The 545-nt window shown below is 39.6% G+C and carries 1 pseudogene; it reads left to right on the top strand.

Annotated features, from left to right (window positions below):
- A pseudogene (locus tag R7R78_RS28845) lies at positions 1–428 on the top strand (hypothetical protein); the annotation flags it as partial.
- Positions 429–545 lie beyond the last annotated feature (117 nt).

Below are 545 nucleotides of genomic sequence, written 5' to 3'. Positions count from 1 at the left end.
AGCTTAGACGTAGCCCGTTGAAAAATGCAGTGTCTGTTCCTAGCCATTACGGCTACAATGTTGTGCTAAAAGCCCACGTGGGCGAACTAGATAGGCGAGAAATCATTACCTTAACTCAAGCTAGCAAGACTAATTTGTCACCGAAGGTGAATGATCAAGTGCTTCGTTTAAGAGCTTGTATCACACGTCTGAATATCAATACAGGAAATGGTCGGTTGCTAATTGAGGGCGAAAGTGAGACTGTTGCCTTCGGTTTTCCATCTGCGTATAAGGAAGTTCGTATTGCTGCTAAAAAGCGGTTTTCGGAGAATCTTGATAAAAACAATGGCATCCCATCAGATGAGTGGGAATACATAGATATCACTGCTAAGAGTTTAAGACTTAAAAGTGGTCATATCATTAAATACTTGATATCAGGTTTTGAGTGATAAATGAAAAACGACAACTACATCTATGCTGCAGTGCTATGCATCTTAGTTGTATTAGGTTTGTATGCCTTGCAGTTCCATAATTATAAGCTTTCAACAGATGTTGACCATTGGAAT

This window comes from Vibrio sp. 2134-1 (assembly GCF_033339495.1).
The sequence above is the reverse complement of the archived record's forward strand: the minus strand, read 5'-3'. Positions and strand labels throughout refer to the sequence as shown.